General features: G+C 36.3%; 22 protein-coding genes and 1 pseudogene. 10 read left to right on the forward strand and 13 right to left on the reverse strand.

Annotation, left to right across the window (positions count from 1 at the left end; all coding sequences use genetic code 11):
* Window positions 1-42: 42 nt before the first annotated feature.
* On the forward strand, window positions 43-447 hold the full coding sequence (locus ACFPM4_RS20055) for a hypothetical protein (protein ID WP_382355811.1): 405 nt from the start codon (window positions 43-45) through the stop codon (window positions 445-447).
* Between the two features lie 460 nt (window positions 448-907).
* A complete protein-coding gene (locus tag ACFPM4_RS20060; RefSeq protein ID WP_382355814.1) occupies window positions 908-1426 on the forward strand; it encodes a hypothetical protein in 519 nt (172 codons plus the stop codon).
* 185 nt (window positions 1427-1611) lie between these two features.
* On the opposite strand, the gene ACFPM4_RS20065 is transcribed toward ACFPM4_RS20060, so the two are convergent.
* Window positions 1612-2322, reverse strand: coding sequence for a hypothetical protein (locus ACFPM4_RS20065; RefSeq protein WP_382355817.1), 711 nt, complete (start codon window positions 2320-2322; stop codon window positions 1612-1614).
* Window positions 2323-2543: 221 nt separating this feature from the next.
* On the opposite strand from ACFPM4_RS20065, the gene ACFPM4_RS20070 reads away from it, so the two are divergent.
* A complete protein-coding gene (locus tag ACFPM4_RS20070; RefSeq protein ID WP_382355820.1) occupies window positions 2544-3443 on the forward strand; it encodes a hypothetical protein in 900 nt (299 codons plus the stop codon).
* Window positions 3444-3685: 242 nt separating this feature from the next.
* Here the strand turns inward: ACFPM4_RS20070 and ACFPM4_RS20075 are convergent, their stop codons facing one another.
* The 10 genes from ACFPM4_RS20075 to ACFPM4_RS20120 all read right to left on the reverse strand — a co-directional run bounded on the left by ACFPM4_RS20075 (window position 3686) and on the right by ACFPM4_RS20120 (window position 10153).
* Window positions 3686-4123 carry an SRPBCC family protein gene (locus tag ACFPM4_RS20075; protein ID WP_382355823.1) on the reverse strand — a complete coding sequence of 146 codons (438 nt, stop codon included), beginning with the start codon at window positions 4121-4123 and terminating at the stop codon, window positions 3686-3688.
* A gap of 13 nt (window positions 4124-4136) precedes the next feature.
* Entirely contained in the window at window positions 4137-4463 is a 327-nt protein-coding gene (locus ACFPM4_RS20080; RefSeq protein ID WP_382355866.1) for a DUF2200 domain-containing protein, read from the reverse strand.
* A gap of 98 nt (window positions 4464-4561) precedes the next feature.
* Complete coding sequence (locus ACFPM4_RS20085; RefSeq protein ID WP_382355826.1) at window positions 4562-5008, reverse strand: SgcJ/EcaC family oxidoreductase; 447 nt, start codon at window positions 5006-5008, stop codon at window positions 4562-4564.
* 142 nt (window positions 5009-5150) lie between these two features.
* Window positions 5151-5504 carry a VOC family protein gene (locus ACFPM4_RS20090; RefSeq protein WP_382355869.1) on the reverse strand — a complete coding sequence of 118 codons (354 nt, stop codon included), beginning with the start codon at window positions 5502-5504 and terminating at the stop codon, window positions 5151-5153.
* A 38-nt stretch (window positions 5505-5542) separates the two neighbouring features.
* Window positions 5543-6049: a GNAT family N-acetyltransferase gene (locus tag ACFPM4_RS20095; protein ID WP_382355829.1), complete on the reverse strand. Its 507-nt coding sequence runs from the start codon at window positions 6047-6049 to the stop codon at window positions 5543-5545.
* A 28-nt stretch (window positions 6050-6077) separates the two neighbouring features.
* Complete coding sequence (locus tag ACFPM4_RS20100) at window positions 6078-6596, reverse strand: P-loop nucleotide/nucleoside kinase family protein (protein WP_382355832.1); 519 nt, start codon at window positions 6594-6596, stop codon at window positions 6078-6080.
* A gap of 95 nt (window positions 6597-6691) precedes the next feature.
* Entirely contained in the window at window positions 6692-7495 is an 804-nt protein-coding gene (locus tag ACFPM4_RS20105; RefSeq protein ID WP_382355835.1) for a class I SAM-dependent methyltransferase, read from the reverse strand.
* 169 nt (window positions 7496-7664) lie between these two features.
* Window positions 7665-7772, reverse strand: coding sequence for a cytochrome bd oxidase small subunit CydS family protein (gene cydS, locus ACFPM4_RS20110; RefSeq protein WP_382355838.1), 108 nt, complete (start codon window positions 7770-7772; stop codon window positions 7665-7667).
* Between the two features lie 15 nt (window positions 7773-7787).
* Window positions 7788-8810 (reverse strand): cytochrome d ubiquinol oxidase subunit II, encoded by a 1023-nt coding sequence (locus ACFPM4_RS20115; RefSeq protein WP_382355841.1) that lies wholly within the window; start codon window positions 8808-8810, stop codon window positions 7788-7790.
* Entirely contained in the window at window positions 8807-10153 is a 1347-nt protein-coding gene (locus tag ACFPM4_RS20120) for a cytochrome ubiquinol oxidase subunit I (RefSeq protein WP_144929142.1), read from the reverse strand. Before ACFPM4_RS20120 ends, ACFPM4_RS20115 begins: the two co-directional genes overlap by 4 nt.
* 429 nt (window positions 10154-10582) lie before the next feature.
* Here ACFPM4_RS20120 and ACFPM4_RS20125 point away from each other — a divergent pair, with 429 nt between their 5' ends.
* The 5 genes and pseudogenes from ACFPM4_RS20125 to ACFPM4_RS20145 all read left to right on the forward strand — a co-directional run bounded on the left by ACFPM4_RS20125 (window position 10583) and on the right by ACFPM4_RS20145 (window position 13088).
* Window positions 10583-11092: an SMI1/KNR4 family protein gene (locus tag ACFPM4_RS20125; RefSeq protein ID WP_382355845.1), complete on the forward strand. Its 510-nt coding sequence runs from the start codon at window positions 10583-10585 to the stop codon at window positions 11090-11092.
* Window positions 11093-11390: 298 nt separating this feature from the next.
* A pseudogene (locus ACFPM4_RS20130) lies at window positions 11391-11687 on the forward strand (NAD(P)H-dependent oxidoreductase); the annotation flags it as partial.
* A gap of 209 nt (window positions 11688-11896) precedes the next feature.
* The gene (locus tag ACFPM4_RS20135; protein ID WP_186324908.1) at window positions 11897-12049 is read left to right on the forward strand and encodes a hypothetical protein; all 153 of its coding nucleotides are present in this window, start codon (window positions 11897-11899) and stop codon (window positions 12047-12049) included.
* 123 nt (window positions 12050-12172) lie between these two features.
* Entirely contained in the window at window positions 12173-12367 is a 195-nt protein-coding gene (locus tag ACFPM4_RS20140) for an aspartyl-phosphate phosphatase Spo0E family protein (protein ID WP_382355848.1), read from the forward strand.
* 55 nt (window positions 12368-12422) lie between these two features.
* Window positions 12423-13088: a hypothetical protein gene (locus tag ACFPM4_RS20145; RefSeq protein ID WP_382355851.1), complete on the forward strand. Its 666-nt coding sequence runs from the start codon at window positions 12423-12425 to the stop codon at window positions 13086-13088.
* Between the two features lie 129 nt (window positions 13089-13217).
* On the opposite strand, the gene ACFPM4_RS20150 is transcribed toward ACFPM4_RS20145, so the two are convergent.
* Window positions 13218-13625: an Hsp20/alpha crystallin family protein gene (locus tag ACFPM4_RS20150; protein WP_382355854.1), complete on the reverse strand. Its 408-nt coding sequence runs from the start codon at window positions 13623-13625 to the stop codon at window positions 13218-13220.
* A gap of 367 nt (window positions 13626-13992) precedes the next feature.
* Between ACFPM4_RS20150 and ACFPM4_RS20155 the strand changes: the two genes are divergently transcribed.
* Together ACFPM4_RS20155 and ACFPM4_RS20160 are read left to right on the forward strand one after the other, a co-directional pair.
* Window positions 13993-14469, forward strand: a complete 477-nt coding sequence (locus tag ACFPM4_RS20155) for a chemotaxis protein CheX (protein WP_382355857.1) — start codon at window positions 13993-13995, stop codon at window positions 14467-14469.
* A 137-nt stretch (window positions 14470-14606) separates the two neighbouring features.
* Complete coding sequence (locus tag ACFPM4_RS20160) at window positions 14607-16370, forward strand: methyl-accepting chemotaxis protein (protein WP_382355860.1); 1764 nt, start codon at window positions 14607-14609, stop codon at window positions 16368-16370.
* Between the two features lie 195 nt (window positions 16371-16565).
* Here ACFPM4_RS20160 and ACFPM4_RS20165 read toward each other — a convergent pair whose 3' ends face one another.
* Complete coding sequence (locus ACFPM4_RS20165) at window positions 16566-17483, reverse strand: class I SAM-dependent methyltransferase (protein ID WP_382355863.1); 918 nt, start codon at window positions 17481-17483, stop codon at window positions 16566-16568.
* Between the last annotated feature and the right edge of the window lie 316 nt (window positions 17484-17799).

A 17799-nucleotide genomic window follows, 5' to 3' on the forward strand; every position in this document is an offset into this window, starting at 1 on the left:
AACATTAACCATCATTTGATGGAAATAGGGAGAAAATTACTTATGTCTGAATTTGAAAGCTATTCTTTCAGTCGTTTATTTTCAAATAAATATATTGAATTCTTTTTTATTCAAGGGATAAATAATTCGGATAACTTCGATGAATATTGGGATGGTAGATCTATCGAAGTAATAGGATATGTTGTTATTTATAATAATCCCGAAAAAATGGAGAAAAGAAATTTAATATATGTAATTAATAAGTGTAATAGAAATTTTGACAACATAATTAAATACACCAAAAAATTTGTGGAGCAAATGGATATATCTGAAGATTATTTTGAAAGTGATAGTTTTGAGATTAACAAAACTGATATAAAGGGTAGTTTAGTATTAAAGCCATATACTGAGTTCATTAAAAGCGTTATAGAAAATGACATTCCTACGTCTGTTTTAGATGTGCTATGAAGATACAAGTCTAGCTTCACATGACACTAAATACTTCTTGAAAGCTCATTGTTCCCATCTTTGAACATCGATAGCACTACCTAGCAGACATTCTATTTGAATATAAACATATGAATATTAATGAAAAATCAAATCAAAGATCCATCGCCTTTATTGACACAACAATTTTCAATAAATATAATCATTATTATGATTGTTCATATAATTTAACTGAGGTGGTGTTAACAAAGATTAATTATTGAACTTCTTATTTTATAAATAGTAATAATTAACCCCACTATACTCTACATATTAATATCACCCATTTATTACCTGAAATTCAGGTAATACACCTAGATTCCTAATAAACTCCTAGTAAATACCTACCTAACCCAAAACCAGCAAAAATTGAAGTAATAAATATAGACTCGGTGGAAACTGCTTTTGTTCCATTAAGTTTTTTCCAAAAGGGAGGAACAGTATGTTAAAAGATAAAAAATTAACTTTTTTGACGGTTTTATATTTAATAGTTGTAGTACTTTTGATTCCTTTAATCTATACAATTCCAAATAAAAAGTTCTTGAACATCCTCAATACTTCTGATTTTCACACTGCTAGTAGTGTTGCTATCATCCTTTGTATGGTAGTTATATTTTTATTGTTAAAAATAAGTAAAATTAAAAAGTTGATTCTCATCTTCATAGCATCCCTTATTATTTATAGCGTGTTTGGCATCTACTATTATTTAAATCTCCCAGAATATACATATGATGAAGCAATTGCAAAAGTTGAACAATCTGACGCTCTATTAGGTAAGTCTGTAGAAGTGCTTCAACCACCGTATAGAGAGGATAAAGTAGGGATAGGGAAAGAATCATTTTTAAAAACTACAAATCACCTTTATTACATTTACTTAACTGTTGACGATCAGCCCGTTGTGTATAAATTCAATCCATTAAATGGGGAATTTGAACTGAGTGAAAGGGTAAGAGATTTTTAATAGTATTTCGTTTGATGTCCTTCAGAACAGTTTGATAGATAATTGGAAGTCAATGCAAAAAAGCCTGTGACATGGGTACTCACAGACTTTTTTGCGGGCCGAATTGCTGAAGGCAGTCTTCATCCGTATTTTTGATTTGACTACTCACCTTTTAATTCCCTTTAGCAAATCACATGAAATAATGATCAAGAATTAGGCGAATTTATCAGCTCAAAAAACTCGGGTTCTGGTTTCATTAATTTAATCCCATTTGCTGATTGGAAATAAACTTCTTTATCATTTTCATAATAAACTTTTATATCTATATTACCAAAATCAATCATGCTAATTTTTTCTCGTTTTGGTATCTTTTTTATGTTCGCATCAATTGCCTTATTAATGATTGTTTTGATCTGTGTAATCTTAGGGTCGTCTTTTATAATAATACATTCTTCCTCGTTTAAGCTCTTATAAATACATATGTTTTCTGGTACCCCTTCGATCCATACTGTAGATGTATGAATAGGAATCTTATCAAAAATCACTTCTGTTTTTTTATCAAATTGATTATAATTTCCTGAAATCCATAACTCACCGTTAAAGTCTTCTTTTCTCCATTGTGAATTAAATCCAGTCCACTCGTTATCATTCAACTCTGTCTGCTCATCTTCCAATTTCCACCCTAGGGTTGGAAGTGTATGCTTATAAAATGTATAGATATTCTCTGATTGATTTCCAGCTATCAGATATTCATGGTTAGTTGGCTTTAACCCCTCAAATAAAGGAATATCCTTCTGTTTCTCGGGAATAATCGACATTCCCTCATAAGTATCATCGGTGGTTTTTTCATAAGCAAACCAACCTGTCGCAATAATGATTGTCATAAACGCATATAATAACAATCTCTTTTTATTCATCAAATCCCCCTTTGCGGTAGTCTATTCCTTTATTTTATTACAATTCTTTTTGTCTGTTATTCATTAATAGCATATTTAAAATTATTTCTATTAATAAGTTTATACTGTCCTTTTTGAGTTGTAAGTGCAGTGCTTTATGCCCGTTTTCATTTTCAGCATTTATGGTATTGTGTATACGTGTAGTTTTACTAGACTAGTTTTCTCTCAAGAGGTATAGGTAGATGTTCTTTAGACGCAAGCCAAAAATAGATGAACAAGTAATTCAGAAATTAGTGCAGAAGCTGGAAACAACCTATATGGAGAAGGATATCGACAAGTTGACGGAGATGTTTCATCCCGACCATCGTCATATTTCCTTTCTTAACCACTTTGTTTTGATGATGAATTTTCAAATCTACGATATTTCCTCAGAGATTCTTTATTTTGACATATTACTTATGAGTGAGACAGAAGCAACCTTTACATATACACGAAAGCATATGTATACATGTGTGAATGAAGAGGATGAAAATGGTACAAACCCAAACAATATTTCTAGCTACTATGTGCAGTTGAAGGTAGAAGATAAAAAGATTTGGATTATGAAATACAACAGATATAGTGAATTGTTTTTAGATATAGCAGGGAATATTTTGCCTGGTGAAAAAGCAGTTGTACCAAAAGACGCCATGTACTATGAAAATATGAAACGGTTTATCGATGTCATTCAATTAAATCATTTTAAGCCTGCTACCTACCTTACATACAGCGACAGTGAATTTATTGGCTTTTATCCGGAACAGGAACTTTATGCATATCGAACTTCTGCCAAATTAACCTTTGATTATTTTCAAGAAATGGCCGCCGATTCGATTGCAGATCATACACAAGAATTTATTCATGGGAACGATGTGGAATATAGTAATGTTCTGGTGCAGGAGCAACATTATTCAATCATTGAAATGAAATTCGAAGTGAATTCTGAATTACAACACGAATTAATTTTAAGTATGCTTGCGTCAGATGGATTCTTTATGATTCGTTATTTACAAAGCCAAAACACCCCTATTGAGGGAGACTTACGTGAACACATACTGGATATGATGAAGACTGCTACTAGTAAAATAGACATTTCCAGTTAAAAGTAAAGGAGTTAACATGGAGCTACTCGGGTTTATCATCGTATTTTCGCTTATATTTATTTTACATAAAAAGGGAATTATCCACTTTAGAGTGCAGACAAAAATAATGAGACGACCTATGTACTTTCGCATCATCTGCCCCCCTTTCGAAAAGGCATTTTGCTATTACCATACATTATACATATTTTACCAACATTATGCGAAAAAAAAATGCAAGTATTCACTTGCATTTCGGTCCTACACTATAAGCTTTCTGCTAGTTGTTTTATCACTTGTTTGGAATCAGAAGCAAATTCTACGGACGCATCGTAGTAGTCTTGTCCTTTTTCAAGGAGTGAAAAATCACCTATCTCGATTTTCAATACTGTTCCACCATTAACTTCCTCTAACACATAGCGGTAAGCTACATCCCCTACATTCGGTTGCACTTTCCAGTTCGATAAATATAATGCAATTACTAATTCTTTCATTTCTTCTGCTTTTATGATAGTAGTAATTGTTTCTCCTCCGTTAGGATTCTCCCAAACGACTTTACTTCCCTCACGCATATTTTCACTAGGATAATCTTCCGGTAGTTCATCCCACTGGGCAACATATTTAGGGTTGATTAACACCTCCCAAACTTTGGACGGTGCTGCTTCGATTAGAATTTCATCTTTTACAATTAGTTGAGTAGTCATGTTACCCTCCGTATTATTTCCGTAAAATTTTCTCCATCGCTTTTCCTCTTGCTAATTCGTCAATTAGCTTGTCCATATAGCGAATTTCACGCATTAGTGGTTCTTCAATCTCTTCCACACGAACGCCACAAATGACACCTTTAATTAAGGAGCGTGCACTGTTCAGTTGAGGAGCTTCCCCAAAGAAAGTCTCAAAGTTCGTCTTATTTTCTATTATTGCTTCCAATTCCTCTTGGCTATAGCCTGTCAGCCAGCGGATAATTTCATCCACCTCTTCTTTTGTACGCCCCTTTTTCTCTGCCTTCGTCACATAATGAGGATAGACTCCTGCGAAACTCATCTTATAAACTCGTTGATTATTTTTATTCAAGATAATTCTCCCTTTTACATTGTAACTCCAAGCCCTTAAGCTATAATAACATTTCCTCCATTTTCAAACTAAAGTAATTGCCTTAGCTCCTCTGACATTTCTTCCACTAATTCAGGCCTTCCATGAAACTGTGCAGGAGTATTTTGAAAAAGTTCAATTTGTAAAATGTTATCTTTTTTTAATCCGACTAGTGTTTGGTGTGCATTTACTTTTGGTTCAATATCTGACTTTCCTGGTGGAATCATTCCTGCAATCGCATGTAGTATTGCTGTATCTGTTCCTAAAAGTCGTATTGATTTAACCTTTGTAACAAATGGAGCAGTAGGATGATCTGCAAAGATTGGTTTTAGATGCGCTAAAATCTCCGCTTTTCCAACGACAATACTTCCATCAAAACCAATTTGTACTCCTTTATCCGAAAATAATGCCGCCATCCCCTCTGCATCACGTTCATTCCATGCGTTTATTAATGTTTTATATAGGTCTTGCATTTCTTCCTGAATCGTAACCGACATGTCTATTCTCCTTTGTAAAGCGAGCGAGTTTAAAAACTTTCAATTATGTATCATCTATCATTCTACATATCTAATATGACCAAGAACGAGCCCTTTCATAAGTACTGAACCCTTATAATGCAGAGAACTTATGCTATGATTTCTACTTACATTTTTCCCATAACTCGATTAATCGACCATCTGGATCTTCAATCCAAATAAACTGTCCAAACTCACTAACTTCTTTTTCCTTCACAAGAGGTACGCCAACTTGTTCAAGGTGCTCGATGGTCTCTTCTAAATGATGTACTTGAAAATTTAACATTACTTGTTGGTCTATTGGAAAATAATTGTCATTTTCGGTAAAGAATGAAAAAATAGTTTCATTTTCTGAGTGGGGTTTTATGATAGTTCCATTCCAATCGTCTATTTCAAGCTTTAACACTTCACTGTACCATTTTTTGGTCACATCCAGATTTTTCGTTTTCCAAAATATACCTCCTATTCCTTTGATCATCTTCACTCACACCTTCTTCTTAAATTTTATAAAAAAGCTTATATATCGCGTTTATACCTTAAGGTAATATAATGCTCGCCATCATTCGTACTGTATCCTTCTTGTTCATATTGGAATAGGAAACCTCTCGCTTCATAAAATGGAATTCCTTTGTGATTTCCTTTTTGAACAGAAACCCATTGTTCTGTAGCGCCATATTCTTTTTGTTGAATGGTTATCGCATGAAGTAGTTGAGTGCCTATTCCCTCGTTCCTTCTATCAGGATCGATATAAAGTACAAACAGTTCACCGGAGGCATCACTTATCATCCCACCTCCAGCAGCACCGACTACCGCATCATTGTCCAAGGCAACAAAATAACCTCCCCATTCCTTGGAAGAATGTGAAACCTCTTTTAATATTCTTTCCTTCGTGTAATATTCCTTTATTACATTCTCGATATATTCTTTAGAGTAAATTTCACTGTACGTAGCCCAATTTGCTTCTGTACAAACTTTTGCAATTCCTTCCACATGATCAGGAGTGGCTTTACAAATTTTTCTCATAGAAAAAACCTCCAATCGTTGTTGTAGTTTATTTAAGCTCTTCTGCAGTTGGCGGCTCAAAGATTTGTATCCACTCTTTGAGTTTAGCTTCCGGAATATAAAATGTCGTGTCGGTTTTCTGTTTATTTCTCGTCTGAAGACGTTCCAACAATTCCGCTTCAGAAACATCGAGAAAATGAATTTTAAATTCAGCTCCTAGTTCCTTTGCTCTTGCACGGAATTCGTCTCTTTGACTACGCACCCAACAGCCAAAATCGAGAATAACATCGACATTGAGAACTAAAACTCTCGCTGCAAGGTCCCACATAAGAGATTCAACTGTATCATGCCTCGCATCGTGTTTTGCTTCAGTTGATTCCGTCATGTTCTCACCATAATCCTGACCGAATAAACGGATATGCCATTCATCAGGAGTTAGACGCAGCGCCGAATATTTTCTTTCAAGTTCACGTGCAAGGGTTGTTTTACCACTGCAAGGAAGACCAACCATTAAATGAAGGGTAGCTATTTGGACCATCTCCAATCTTTCGAAAACATAACTCTTCATTGAATATTCACGAATATAATTAACTCATTTCACCGTGTACGTTTAGTAAAAAAGCAACTGCTCTACTGGAGCAATTGCAACCGTTTATTGAAAATTTATTTAACCTTTTTTCCAATATACATGATGTGTTCAGCCATACTAAGTAGATCTTCATGTTCACACACCTGCTCGGCCAAATCTAACCAGGCATTTATTACTTCTGGTTCCTGCCTAAGTAATTCTGGTTCACGCAGGTATAAGAAGCTTTCACTATTTAGTAAGTGAAGTTTTTCAAGCTTAAATTGTTCGAAAAACGGAAGTACATTTTTAGGAGCTATGTAAAAGTTATCCGAAAACCCCTTGCCTGCAAAGTTTGTTCCTTCCACAATTTTATTTAGCTCAGGCTTCCTTTCACTATCCATAATGAATTGTGGGTTCCGAATCAGATAATCCCATACAAATGAATACGAAGAAATAAAAGCTACGAAAATAATACCATTTGGCTTTAATTTTTTCAGACATTCTATTATCGTTTTAGCCCTATCTTCTTCACTTTTCAGGTGATACATTGGTCCCATACAAAGAATGTAATCAAAGCTATTATCTTCAATAATAGATAAATCACGCGCATCCACTTGAAATCCTTTAAGATCAAGTCCTAGTTCACTTGCTTTATTCAATGCAAATTCAACATTTCTTTCAGATAAGTCTGCTAACGTTACATCACAACCAAGTTCAGCAAGGTATAAAGAATACCTTCCAGGTCCACCGCCAAGATCTAACACTTTATCTCCGGGTTTTATATACCGATTCAAATAGCGTTTGGTTATCTCAAATTCTACTTTGTGGCGTTCGAGTCGCTCCCATTCATACGCAACTGTTTCATCATAAAACTTTCTTACAATTTCTAAACTCTCCAAATCTAACCCCCCTCTTAATGCTTTAATCACATGTTCCCCTAATCCTGCTTCACTAGTTGAATAAGAATCAATGTTATTTTTAAAAATTGTATCACATATTTTTGAATTTTTTATTAATTCTTCATAGAAAAAAAGACCAAACCATGATCGATTTGGTCTTTTCCTCTATTTATTTTTTATCGGATACATCTTTATCATCTGACGCCATGAAGAATGCTGCTGCAGTCGCGAGAATCAATACGATAAAAGGTGCACCTGTTATTAGAAAGTTATTCATATTGCTAAATCCCCCTTATAATTTCTCTGTTTTACCTTTTATATAATTTTTATCAAAGAGGATTAGTTTCAGTAATAGATAAATCGATGGAACAAGCAAGACGAAGCCGAGAATAAAGACGACGACAAGTGCTTGTGCCATTGCAGGGTTAGTAAACCCTTCGTGAATCGTTAAATATGGATAGAGCAAATACGGGTAGTGCGAGATTCCGTATGCATAGAATGCAAATGCGAACTGACCGACTAATAACCATACCGCAAGTCCGTATTTTTTTCGGTTCCAAATGAGCCAAACGGTTCCGACCCATAGTAACGCGGAGATTCCAAACATCCACCATAAATCTAGAATTTGATCAAACAACTTCTCATTGTGGAAGCTTAATTCGTAGATGATTCCTCCTGCAGCAATAATAAGTGGCAGTGCCCATACTAACGCATATTTTCGCATCAATTCGGATGCTGCATTGTCCCCTGCTTTATTTGCGTACCAAGTAAGGAATACGGCAGATATATAAAGAACAGCGACAATTGCTAAGACGACGACGCTCCACGGTAACGGATTAGTGAACAGCTCCCAATAATCTAGCACAGGTTTACCATCGACCATGGAAACAAAGCCACCTTGGGCAATCGCAAGCACGATCGCCAGGGAAGCGGGAATCAATATACCTGAGATCCCATACATAAATGCATAGCCTTTATGTCCCTTTGTTCCATATGCTTCAAAAGCGTAGTATGAACCACGAATAACCATTAAGATAATCGCGATACTCGCTGGCACAAGCAGAATCGTTCCATAGTAGAACGCGCTTTTCGGGAAAAATCCAACGATACCAACAAAGAAGAAGACGAAAAACACATTCGTCACTTCCCAAACAGGCGACAGGTAACGCTGAATTACTTTTGATAAAATACGTTGTTTACCCGTCAAAATACCGTACGCATTGAAAAATCCTGCTCCAAAGTCAATGGCACCAAGCAGAACGTAACCGAACAGGAACGTCCAAAGTACTGAAATTCCTAGAATCTCTAAATTCATTGTCGCTCACCACCTTGTGATGATAATTGTTCCAGTTCACGTTCTACTGGACTATTTTTAAAGATACGGCGGAGCACAACGACAGTTCCTATACCTAAAATTAAGTAGAGGATGGCAAATAGGACGAACATTAAGCCAACATGATCACTTGTTGTTGCCGCCTCTTCAACTGTCATAATGCCTCGTAAAATCCACGGCTGACGACCAACTTCGGCCATCCACCAACCAGCTTCAATGGCAAGAAACGATAGAGGTCCACTAAGCACAATTAACCAACGATACCATTTTGCTTTGACAAAATTCCAGCCTCGTTTTGTACCGATAACATAGGCTAGCGCTAGAAGTATCATTAAACCACCGATTGTCACCATCACATCGAAGAAGTAATGGATAATGAGTGGCGGAATTTCCTCTTTCGGGAATTGATCTAAACCAGTTACCTCCGCATTTGGTAAACCATGCGCTAAAATACTTAAGGCAAGCGGAATTTTAATTGCATATTGTGCCTCATTATTTTCATCTAAAATACCATATAAAAGCAAAGGTGCCCCTTCTTCTGTAACAAAATGCCATTCTGCAGCTGCTAATTTTTCTGGTTGATGCTCTGCTAAATATTTACCAGAGAAGTCACCAATTAACGCTGCAGCAATCGAGAATACAAGACCAATTTTCATTGTTAAATGAAGTGCCTTTTTATGGTACACATGGTTTGAGCCTTTGATTAATTTGAAAGCCGCGATAGATGCAAGCATAAATGCAGCTGTCATAAAGGCTGTTGCGATAACGTGTGACACTTTCGTCGGCATGGAAGCAGTAAACATCGCCGCAATTGGATTTGCATTCGCAAGCTGTCCATTGATGATGTCGAATCCTTCTGGTGAATTCATAAAGGAGTTGACGATCGTAATAAATAACGCGGAAGCAGCTGCACCTAATGCAACTGGTATTAATAATAAGAAGTGTTTACGCTGATCTTCGAATCGATCCCACGTGTAAACGTAAATTCCTAAGAAAATCGCTTCAAAGAAGAAAGCAAAGACTTCCATAAATAGTGGTAACGCAATAATGTTACCTGCAAGCTCCATGAAATTAGGCCATAGTAAGGACAGTTGTAGCCCCATTGCTGTTCCCGTTACAACCCCAACTGCAACAGTAACGACAAACCCACGTGCCCAACGGCGAGCCATCAATATATAATGATCATCATTTTTCTTTATTCCAATCCATTGCGCAATCATAATCATAAGCGGTACGCCGACCCCGATCGTCGCATAAATGATATGGAACGAAAGCGTAAGTAATGTTAATAGACGACTAGATAAAACCGGATCATCAAAAAACAAGCGAGATCCCTCCTCCTTTAAAACTACTAATTAGTGATTAGTGGTTAGTGGTTAGTGAAACATTGAACAAACTTTATGATACGAATCCCTTCAACAACATCACTTACTCACATTATACCTCCTAAAAGCCACAATGAATCATGTAACATATGACAATTTTTCAAATGTAGGTGGAGATGTGTTTGGAGTTGTGTGGGTGTTTTTGTGTGGGTGCCTTTGTGTGGGTGCCTGGCACCCACACAACTTCGGAACTATTCTGAATCGTGCCGGTGCCTGGCACCCAAACATCTCCGAAACTATTCTGAATTGTGTTGGTGCCTGGCACCAAAGAGAGGATAATTCCTTCTATACGTCGAATAGTTTATACAATTATCCTCACAAAGGGAGAGTTAGTATATGGTTTACGATGGAAGTATAGTTAAGCGGACCTTGTATTCTTTAAGAAAGAGATTGAATGAGAATAGTAATGTAATCAACGTTCAAACAGAGGAAGGACATGTATTCAATGCAACTTGTACTTTCCATCCACCTGCAAGTGATTTAGATATTTCAAATTTTGAAAAACAAACGGGTTTCCTATTACCTGATGATTATATAGAATTTCTAAAGATAAGCAATGGATGTCGACTATTTGATGATATAAATTATGGCGGCGAAATTGAACTTTATAGTTTAGATCAAATAATTGAATACAATCATAACCTATATGATGAATTTGAAGGATGCTATGATATTGCCTATATTTATCAAGATAATTTAGTGATTAATTCAAAACTAGTATCACAAAATAAGAAGAATTACCTCTTTTGGAAAGGTCATATTGAACAATTTGAAGACGCAAAGCCCTTAGAAATGAGTTTTGAATTATGGTTTGATAGATTCGTTACATGCCAAGGAGCAAAGTTCTGGTGGTGGCCCATATATACTGCCGAACTTTAATTGGGTGCCTGGCACCCACACAACTTCGAAACTATTCTGAATCGTGCCGGTGCCTGGCACTGTATTTTATGTAGTGGAACATTTGTTTTGCTGCGTGGGTTTTGCATTTGTTTTTTTTGGTATATGATTCCTAGTTTCCAGATGATGGCTGGGCTTTTGATAGGAATGGCTTTTATGTGTTGGTGATCCACTTTTTTTTGCGACGGAAAAAATAGAGATTCCGAGATTTTGTTCTACCATCCCATCCCTGAGATAAAGTCCCAATAGACACTTTGATAGGAAACTTTATGCTGCAGGATTTTCCTTTAAATATGATGCGGAAAGCAACTTGATTCCACTAATGACGGATAAGAAAGTAATTTTCTTAAATGCTCGTGGTGGTGTTTACTCAAATCCAGATGCATCTCGAATGGAAATGGCTGTTAACTATATGCACAATGTATGTGGAGGCATATTCGGGATGGAAATTATCGATGAAGTAATTATCGAAGGTAACAGTGCTATGCCTTATAAAGCGCAAGAAATTATCGCTACAGGATTGGACGATGTGAAAGTTGCGGCAAAACGCTTATTAGAGTTAACTGTTCCAGTATAAAAATTTTATTATTAAAAGGAAACCCACAAGGCGAAGGGAACATTGCCTTTCAGGGTTTCTTTTTTTATTAGCTATTGAAAAGTCTTCGTTTACTAAATTTATGAATCAAAAACCACCTATCATTCGTATGTGTACTATAGAGCGAAAAGCTGGTCGGTATGTTTGCCGAATTTCTTGCTAATTCCAACCACCAAAAGGAGGGAAATTCTATGAAAGTCAGAACATTTACTGCGATGACAGAGAAAAGTTTGGATAACAATGTGAACCATTTTATCAACAATGCATCGATTGAGGTGTTAGAAATTAAGTTTTCTGCAACCATTTTTTCCGTTGCTGCGATGGTCGTATATAAAGAAAAATAATGTTTTTCTCCCTTACCATTCCCACACATTTACCCACCTTTGCTGAATATAATATTTCGCTACATCTCTAATTTTTGACCTTGAAATGATTTCCAAATACATTTGTAAGGATGGGTGATTTCCTTGTGCTACGAACAATTAAATGCAGATTTAATAGAAGAAATTAATGACACACGACAAAAGATGGTTCGAGTTGGAACTGTTTACGGATTGACACACCCACTTACTGTCACAATCAGCCAGAAATTGGATGATTTATTGAATGATTTTTATAAACAAGATGGCTTGAAATTTATGTCACTTCCCCGAAAAAATTAAATTGGGGATAGCGCGGACTGCATGCAAGCTGAATTTCACGAAAAAGGAGACAGATATGAAAAAAATTGGATCGTACCTCATCATTGTGTTACTTTTGTTTTTGGCCGGCTGTGGAGTAAAAAATTCCTCTGAAGATAAATCAAATGAAGTGGATAAAAATACGGGAAACAAAGTAGAAGAATTAACAGGTGAGGAAAATACAAATGAAGATATAACTGATGAAGAAGACAAAGAAAAAAATCCATCTACTGATGAGATTTCAGAAGATGATTCCGAGTTTAATGAGTTGAAAAAGGCGTTTGCGGAATATGTAAATGCTATAAAACAACTAGCACCGGAAGAAGGAAGATTAATTTCACTTTATAGTAGTGTAACTGGAGAAAATTATGTCAATGACGAGACTTTGTATACAACATTAAAAAAAGAGGTAGTTCCAGGATACAATCAATTTGTGGACGATGTTGAAGAAATCCTTCCTAGAAACAAAGAAATTCGAGCCGCTCATGAACAATATATCGCAGCTGTAAATACCCAATATAGTGCATTTACTTTAATCCTCTCTGCAATCGATGCACAAGATCCCGATATTATCACAGAAGCAAACGGAAAATTAAGCATTGCTAAAACCATTATGGATGAATACTTAAATACAATAGAACAACTATCCGAAAAAACTGGGATCCCCCTAGATTCAAAAAACACGGACCCTTCACAACTTTAAAATTAACACGGCGTGGAGTCTTTCTCCACGCCGTGTTGCAGTGCCGGTACCAGGCACCCTGCTGTGGTGCCAGGCACCGGGACTATTCTGAATTGTTTGGGTGCCTGGCACATAGAAAAATCCTCACTCTTATTCTACAATCTTTGGAATTTTTACTTCTAGTATATCACCGTTACAGGAAGTTTCTACACCTATTTTAGAGACGGTAGCTGGTAAAGGTATTGCTCTGCGAAAGCTACTTGCATATCTTTGTTGTACAAACATATTCTCTTTCTTAACCTCAGTTAGTCTGTTGGAGGAACCACTAATGTGTAATACATTATTCTCTATATCAACTTTAACATCCGCTTTATTATCTAACCCAGGAATATGACAAGTTGCAATAACCTCACGATTCGTCTCTTGGATATCTATCCGTATACTTCCAAAATGATGCTGTTCATCTCCAAAGTCAAAAGGAAAACCTGTGAAAATCCTATCCAAATCCTTCCTCATATTAGATAAATCTCTAGAACGATCAAAAGGAATTAACCCCATATTACACACCCCTATATACATATCCTTACATACAAAATATGAAATAAAAGTTGCATGGGTGCCTCTTTTGTTTTGGTGCCTGGCACCGGAACTATTCTGAAAACGGGACAACGTTTCTGACCCCGCGTCCCATAATATGACAATATTTTCTAGAGTATGGAATGGAAGACGTGAAGAACGGGGAATATTGTCCTTTTATGTCGAATAAGTCATTGTTTTTATTTCAAAATAGTTTTAAAATTAGTTGGGAGCAATTTTTGTGAAAACACTGATTCCTTGTACATTATTCTAGGAATCTATCCCTTCTAATAGCTACAACCTCTATATAACACCAATTACGTTCTAAATTTTTATAAAGGAGAAAAGTATGACTACCATTTCACTAGAATCCTTCACAAAACTAGACGAGGATTTAATAAACGGAATAATTTTATCCCTTAATACGGTTGTACCAATCCAGAACAAGATAGATAACATACATATGACCGATTATCAGCATCTAGATTTCCCCTGTGCTGTGCTACTTAGTTTGACCGGAGATGTAAAAGGAAAAATGGTGCTCGCCGGCGATACTTCACTTTTTCAACACATTGCACAAACTATGTTCGGAATGCCACTAGAAGGTGAGATGCTTTCTTCTTTTCGTGGTGAACTAGCGAATATGATTGCAGGTGGTCTAGCAACTAATGTAGCCAATAAAGAAATCTACATCGATATCACATCCCCCACCATTATGGACGGGGAAACAATAAAAGCTGATTATCAAAGAGGATTGCAAATAACTACCGCATTCGACCAGATTGGAAATCTAGAAATATACATGTTACTTAATGATAGCAATTAGAAAAATATAAGCCTGAGGTATTACTACCCCCATTCAACGTAGGAACAAATGCTGCGAATATATGAAAACCTCATTTCTATTTTAAATTATATATTTGATCTTACATCGATGAACTTACTAACTAGAATATAAAGAAGGTGCCCCTGTTGAAAATTTTCACAATTTTTAAATCAAGTATAAAAGCGAAACTTGTAAGTGTTTCATTCTTACTACTATCCATTCCTCTCATTCTAAGTGGAGCATTTTCCTACTACGAGAGTAAATCAAGTCTAGATGAATTAGGTGCAACTAATTTAAAAAACAGTGTTGAAATGACGATTATGTTAATTCAATCATTGAATGAGGAAGTTCAAAACGGGAATTTGACTCGGGATGAAGCCCATGAAAAAGTAAAAACCTTCATTCTTGGGAAAAAGAATCAGGATGGAACTAGACCAGTTAATGAAAATTTTGATCTTGGTGAGAATGGCTATATGTACATTCTCGATCAAAATGGTGAATATATTGCGGACCGATTCTCGGAAGGTGAAATCGTCTGGCATTTAGAAGATAAAAATGGCAAGAAGTTTGTTCAAGAAATAATTGAATTAGGCAATAATGGCGGCGGAATCACCTATTATGATTGGAAGTTGCCGGGTAAAGACGATGAATTTGGAGAAATAATAACATACACAAAAATAGATCCAGTTTGGGGTTGGATTGTGAATGCCAGTACGTATATGGAGGATTTTAATCAACCTGCTAATAACATCCTTAACTTAGTTTTAATCATCACCGGCATTTCACTCATCATTGGCTCCATTCTCATATGGCTGTTTGCAAACTATATTACGAAACCTATTAAACTTGTTGCCAAACAGATGAATCATTTAGCAAATGGGGACCTTACACATGAGCCCATTAAGACAAAAGCTACTGATGAAATTGGCTTGCTGTCCAATGAAATGAATCAAATGCATGATAGTTTAAAAGGTATCATTCGCCATGTACATGATGCATCCGATACGATTACGAGTCAAAGTGATGAATTCACTCAATCTACAAATGAAGTGCGAGAAGCTGGCGAACAAATTGCCTCCACCATGCAAGAGTTAGCATCTGGCACGGAATCACAGGCAAGTAGCGCCACAATGCTTTCTGAAATGATGGATAATTTTACAGTAAAATTACAAACGATTAATGATAATGGGACAGCAATTGAAAAGTCATCCGAAGTCGTGTTAACGATGACGGAAGAAGGTCGCTCCCTAATGGATAACTCAGTACTTCAGATGGAAAATATTCATCAAAAAGTACAGCTTGCTGTTGAAAACATGAAAGAGTTAGATGCAGAAACACGAGAAATATCCACGCTTATCCAAGTAATTCAAGATATTGCGGCGCAAACAAACCTCCTCTCTTTAAATGCTGCGATCGAAGCAGCTAGAGCTGGTGAACACGGAAAAGGATTTGCTGTTGTTGCATCAGAGGTAAGAAAACTATCCGAACAAGTTGCTTCCTCTGTAGAACAGATTACTGCAATTGTAAAGCGTATTTTACAAGGGGCAGATCAAACAGTCGACTCCCTGCAATCCAGTTATGAAGTAGTAGAAGAGGGAACAAATCAAATAAAAGTAACTGGCGAAACATTTGTTAACATAAACGAATCGATTACAAACATGGTAGAACGAATTCAAATTATGAACGTAAATCTGCAAGACCTTACGAAAAATAGCAATCAAATGCAAAATTCCATCGAGGAAATCGCAGCCGTCAGCCAAGAATCAGCTGCCGGAGTAGAACAAGCAGCAGCAACAACAGAACAAACCAGCAGCTCCATGGAAGAAATCGCCCGCGGAGCAGAACAACTAGCCGAATTAGCAGAAAAACTAAACACCCAAATAAACCAATTTAAACTATAGGGACATGGGGTCAAGGGACATGGGGTCAGGTTCCTCGTCCCATTTATAGCCAAGCTTCCAAACGAAAAGACCAAATCAAATCGATTTGGTCTTTTTTAGGTGCCTGGCACCGGGATTATTCTGAATTGTTCCGGAGTTGTTTGGGTGCCTGGCACCAATACTATTCTGAATTGTGTGGGTGCCTGGCACCAGGGCTTACCGTTTTACTGCATGTATAAAGTGTATGGTTTCGAAGGAAGTTAGGTAATCTGTTCTATTTTGGAAGAATTGGTCATTTATATTTTTTGGTGACAAATGTTCGTATATGAGTAAACCTATTTTTTCTAACAAACTTTCAATTTCTGTATAAGTGAAATTTGATTTCATAGGTTCCCCACTTGCATAAGCTAATTTCACCATATTTTCAACTCTATTAGACTTTCCTTTTGTTTCGAAAAGTGTTTCATCCGCATAGTCAAAAACAATTGAGCTACCAGATGGAATATTAGCAAATATATTGTTAATCAAAGATTCATTTTCCTCTTTCGTTAAATAATAAGATACCCCTAAAAGGCTAATGAATGTTTTTTTATTTGGATTGAATCCGGCAGCTACTAACTTCTTCTCAGCAAATTTCTTCGTAAAGTCCATAGTAACAAAGTGAAGGTTGCTCGGGATATCGAATCCAGCATCGTCTAACTTTTTCTTTTTTAATTGTTGAGTAGCAGGGTGATCGACCTCAAATATCTCCAAGTTTTTCTCGAATTCTGGAAATCGGAATGCAAATGTATCCAAGCCAGCTCCCAAAATGACGTATTGACCGACGCCTAACTTCAGTTCATTAAGTAAAACCTGTTCAGTATATGCAGAGCGTGCTAGTGATATTGGGGATAGCTGAGCTTGTGTAACCCACTTAAGGATTTTTTCTGGATTCTCTTTATATTTCTGTCCAATTTCTTCGTTGAAAAAATGGATTCCCTCAATCATATTCTTACTAATAGCAGAATACTCTTCTTCTGTGATTAACTTGTTTGCAATAAAATCATCAAAAATCTTTGGCGTGTCATATTTACTGTGATATGCACGACCGAATGCCGATACTAAGGAAGTTAAACTGGATTCATCTTGTTTCATACCATGTCCCTCCCAAAAAAAATAAGATTCCCCTGGCCAGGAGAATCTTATTATATACAACAAAAATTTAATTGTAAATTATAGCACAAAAAGAAAATTTTGTCAAGTTTTTTGTTGGTGCCTGGCACCGGAACTATTCTGAATTGAACGGGAGTTGTTTGGGTGCCTGGCACCAATACTATTCTGAATTGTGTGGGTGCCAGGCACCAGGCACTAGCGTTGCACAGCAGTAAAAAAATGTAAAATGAACAAAAATATTGATAAAAATTGAAAAAGCTCCTATTGTAGTGTAGGTAACGATGACTAAATCAGTTCC

This window comes from Lederbergia graminis, from assembly GCF_042655485.1.
Lineage (GTDB): Bacteria > Bacillota > Bacilli > Bacillales > Bacillaceae_C > Lederbergia > Lederbergia graminis.